Annotated in this window: 4 protein-coding genes and 1 pseudogene; all 5 read left to right on the top strand. The window is 45.6% G+C overall.

The features are described from left to right. Nucleotides 1-200: 200 nt before the first annotated feature. Nucleotides 201-1,148 (top strand): nickel ABC transporter permease, encoded by a 948-nt coding sequence (nikB, locus tag ACLTL4_RS11045; RefSeq protein ID WP_173896831.1) that lies wholly within the window; start codon nt 201-203, stop codon nt 1,146-1,148. After that, entirely contained in the window at nt 1,141-1,989 is an 849-nt protein-coding gene (gene nikC / locus ACLTL4_RS11040; protein WP_173896830.1) for a nickel transporter permease, read from the top strand. The genes nikB and nikC overlap by 8 nt, the downstream gene beginning before the upstream one ends. A gap of 2 nt (nt 1,990-1,991) precedes the next feature. Then, a complete protein-coding gene (locus ACLTL4_RS11035) occupies nt 1,992-2,771 on the top strand; it encodes an ABC transporter ATP-binding protein (RefSeq protein ID WP_173866868.1) in 780 nt (259 codons plus the stop codon). 3 nt (nt 2,772-2,774) lie between these two features. Beyond that, nucleotides 2,775-3,533 carry an ABC transporter ATP-binding protein gene (locus ACLTL4_RS11030; protein WP_412320543.1) on the top strand — a complete coding sequence of 253 codons (759 nt, stop codon included), beginning with the start codon at nt 2,775-2,777 and terminating at the stop codon, nt 3,531-3,533. A 197-nt stretch (nt 3,534-3,730) separates the two neighbouring features. Then, nucleotides 3,731-3,948, top strand: a pseudogene (locus ACLTL4_RS11025) (hypothetical protein); the annotation flags it as partial.

The following is a 3,948-nucleotide window of genomic DNA, read 5'->3' as shown; positions in this document are numbered from 1 at the left end:
CAACGCACGGAACAATCCGTAGGCATCATAGTTGGAGACTTTTGACACTCACATCATCCTATCATAAAAATAAAAAAGAAAGAAGCCTGCGGGGGGGATACAATAACAGTGCGTTTTGTATTTCGTTATAAAAGTTTGAGTGTTCTCGGTGCGAGTGTGACAGCTTGATCGGTGACAATTATATACAGGATGGTAATGTAATGAGAAAATATATCATACAACGATTTTTGCAGTTGATTCCTATTCTTATAGGGATTACTTTTTTGTCTTTTGCCATGATGCGGGTGGCGGGAAGCGATGCTGTCACGGAGATGTATGAAAACCGCGGCACGGCGGTGTCGCAGGAGATCATTGATGCAAAGAAAGCAGAACTTGGCTTGGATCAGCCGTTTCTGATTCAGTATGTAAGCTGGCTGAATGGATTTTTGCATGGTGATATGGGGACAAGCTATGTGTCCGGGAAAAAGGTGTTTGATGAATTTGTATCCAAACTTCCGGCAACGCTGCTGCTTACGGTCATGTCGATTTTGGCAACGGTTGTGATCTCCATCCCGCTTGGTGTTCTGGCGGCAGTCTGTCAGGATAAGTGGGTGGATCTGCTTTTGCGGTTTTTCAGCTTTATCGGTAATGCGATGCCGAATTTTTTTGTGGCGATGCTTCTGATGCAGCTGCTGTCGATCAAACTGAATCTTCTGCCGGTCATCGCAAGCGGTGTAAATATCAGAAGTGCACTGATGCCGATGCTGACGCTGGCAATTTCCATGTCTGCAAAGTATATGCGGCAGGTCCGTGCAGCTGTTCTGGAGGAGCTGAACAAAGATTATGTTCAGGGAGCCAGGGCGAGAGGTATCAGGGAAAGCGTGATCTTATGGAAAAACGTTATAAAATCAGCCATGCTTACGATCATTACATTGCTTGCATTATCCATTGGAAGTTTGCTTGGCGGTACAGCGATCATTGAGAGTATTTTTATGTGGGATGGGGTCGGAAAACTGGCAGTGGATGCGATCACGACACGCGATTATCCGGTGATCCAGGCATATGTCGTATGGATGGCACTGATCTATGTCATAGTCAATCTGATCACGGATCTCTTATACCACTGCCTGGATCCGAGAATCCGTCTGGGGGTGAATCAAAATGGATAAATCAGCACGAAGAAAACCGAAGAAGCAGAAAAATCATCTGAAAAAGCGATTTTTTATTTTTGCCACGCTGGCACTGCTTCTGGTTGTCGGTTCTTATTTCAGCGAACACTTATGCCCATATGATCCTTATGAGCAGAATCTTAGTATCGCAAAAGCAAGTCCGTCACTGGCACATCCGTTCGGAACAGATCGTTATGGGAGGGATATGTTATCCAGAGTCATCGTCGGAAGCAAGACAAGTATCTATTCGACTTTGCTTCTGGTTGTCGGGATCACGGTGATCGGAACGATCGTCGGGATCATCTGTGGATGGAACGGAAAGAAACTGGATACGATTCTGATGCGGATATCCGACATTTTCCTTGCATTTCCCGGTCTGGTTTTTGCCCTGGCAGTTGCAGCCGTGATGGGAGGCGGCGTACAGAATGCGGTTATAGCCCTTGGGGCGATCAGCTGGCCGAAATATGCAAGGATTGCCAGAAGTCAGACATTGGCACAGAAAGAAAGCCTCTATATGCGGGCGGCAATCTTATCTGGATGCAGTACAGGAAAACTGATTTTGAAACATATTCTGCCGAATATCACAGGACCGATCCTTGTGACTGCCATGCTGGATATCGGAACGATGATGATGGAGCTTGCAGGCCTGTCGTTTCTGGGACTTGGTGCAAAACCGCCGGTTGCGGAGTGGGGAAGTATGATGAGTGATACCAGAAATCTGCTGACGACACATCCTTGGGTAACCTTTGCACCGGGAATTGCCATTTTTCTTTCAGTCATGGTTTTCAACCTGCTTGGCGATACGGTAAGGGATCTGTTGGATCCAAGAAATGAGAGGTAGATATGTCAGGAATCATTTGCTATGAAAACGTCGATATCTGTTACAATGGCAGTCCGGTAATCAAAAAGGTCAGCTTTTCGGCAGAAAAAGGTGAAATCTTAGGGATCGCAGGGGAGAGCGGAAGCGGCAAATCCACATTGATTAAGGCAGCAATCGGATTGCTTGGAAAGAATGGAAGCGTCACAGGCGGAAAGATCTGGTACGAAGAAAAAAATCTTCTGGATTTAAATGCAAAAGAACTGCGTAAAATCTGCGGGAGCGAAATTGGCATGATCTTCCAGAATGCCGGAAGTTCTTTCTGCCCGATCCGAACCGTCGGGGAGCAGCTGCTGGAAGAAATGAAAGAGCACCGAAAAATAAAAAAAGCCGAATTTGAGGATGAAGCAGCGGAAATGCTTGCAAAATTCGGATTTCAGGATCCAAAAAGAATCCTGAAAAGTTATCCGTTTGAGTTGTCGGGTGGCATGCAGCAGCGTGTTGGCGTTGCGGCAGCGATGCTCTTAAAACCGAAGATCCTGCTTGCGGATGAGCCGACTTCGGCACTGGATGTTTCGATTCAGAAACAGGTCGTAGAGCAGATGAAAATGATCCGAGAACAGTATGGGACAACGATCCTTATCGTTACGCACAACATCGGAGTGATCCGTGCGATGGCGGACTCCATGCTGGTTCTGAAAGATGGAAAAATGGAAGAATACGGAAAGACGCAGGAGGTACTGAGTCATCCGCAGTCGGATTATACAAAGCGATTACTTGCAGCGATTCCTGTTCTTCGGAGGTAAAATATGGAGCCATTATTACAGATTTCGCATCTGACTAAAATTTTTTCAGATGGAAAAGAGGATGAATATAAGGCGGTGGATGATGTCAGTTTTGAATTGTTTCCGGGAGAAAAGCTGGCGATCATCGGGGAGAGCGGAAGCGGAAAGACGACGGTTGTAAATATGATCACTAGGCTTCTTGACAGTACCGATGGAAAGATTCTGCTCGATGGAGAAGACATCACCCACTATAAAAGAAACAAAATGAAAAACATTTACCGGAAAATGCAGATGGTTTTTCAGACGCCGACCGAAAGTTTTGATCCGAGATGCCGCCTTGGAGATGCTGTGGCAGAAAGCCTGAGAAATGCCGGTATGCCAAAAAAAGAAGCTATGGAAATTGTAAAAGAGCTTTTTAAGCAGTGCGGACTGCCGGAAGATTTTATGAAACGTTATCCACATGAAGTCAGTGGCGGGCAGTGTCAGAGAGCAGCGATTGCAAGAGCGATTGCAATCAAGCCCAGACTGCTGATTTTAGATGAAGCGACGTCCGCACTTGATGTCACCGTCCAGGCAGAGATTCTGCAGCTTTTAGATGCTCTGCAGGAAGAACGTCAGATGTCGTATCTGTTTATCTGCCATGATATTGCACTGGTGCAGAATTTCTGTGACCGTGTGCTGGTCATGTATCAGGGAAAGATCGTAGAACAGGGGAAAACAGAGGAAGTGCTGCATTTTCCGAAACACGAATACACGCGTATGTTGCTGGACAGTGTGCTGTGATGCCGGCAGCTGTTTGTATAGCAAATATACGAATCAGATAGATGTCAGCAAAACGAATCAGAATCGAATGACAAGTTTTATATACATCCGATTGAAAAAATTCCAAAGTTATTTTGTGACGGAGCGATTTATGGATACCATAGTATGTCAGAGATAAGTTGTATAATATCAAAAAGAAAAAGAGAGAGGAAAAACGTATGAAAAAGAACATGAAAAAAATAATGGCATTGCTTCTTACCGTGACACTCAGCCTGGGACTGTACGGCTGCGGAAGCAAGAATGACAAAACGGAAAGCGGGACAAGTACGGCAGCTGAGTCGGATACATCTGCGGCAGCCACAGACGGTTCTGAGAAAAAAACGCTGGTGATCGGGGATACAACTTTCAATCCTTCCAATGAAGAACTGGATGTCAA

Source organism: Hominisplanchenecus sp. (assembly GCF_046967715.1).
GTDB lineage: Bacteria > Bacillota > Clostridia > Lachnospirales > Lachnospiraceae > Hominisplanchenecus > Hominisplanchenecus faecis.
The sequence above is the reverse complement of the archived record's forward strand: the minus strand, read 5'-3'. Positions and strand labels throughout refer to the sequence as shown.

Bases quoted from the DNA above. Each gene is read 5' to 3' on its own strand.
- ACLTL4_RS11035 (WP_173866868.1), top strand. From the start codon at position 1,992: ATGTCAGGAATCATTTGCTATGAAAACGTCGATATCTGTTACAATGGC.
- nikC (WP_173896830.1), top strand. From the start codon at position 1,141: ATGGATAAATCAGCACGAAGAAAACCGAAGAAGCAGAAAAATCATCTG.
- nikB (WP_173896831.1), top strand. From the start codon at position 201: ATGAGAAAATATATCATACAACGATTTTTGCAGTTGATTCCTATTCTT.
- ACLTL4_RS11030 (WP_412320543.1), top strand. From the start codon at position 2,775: ATGGAGCCATTATTACAGATTTCGCATCTGACTAAAATTTTTTCAGAT.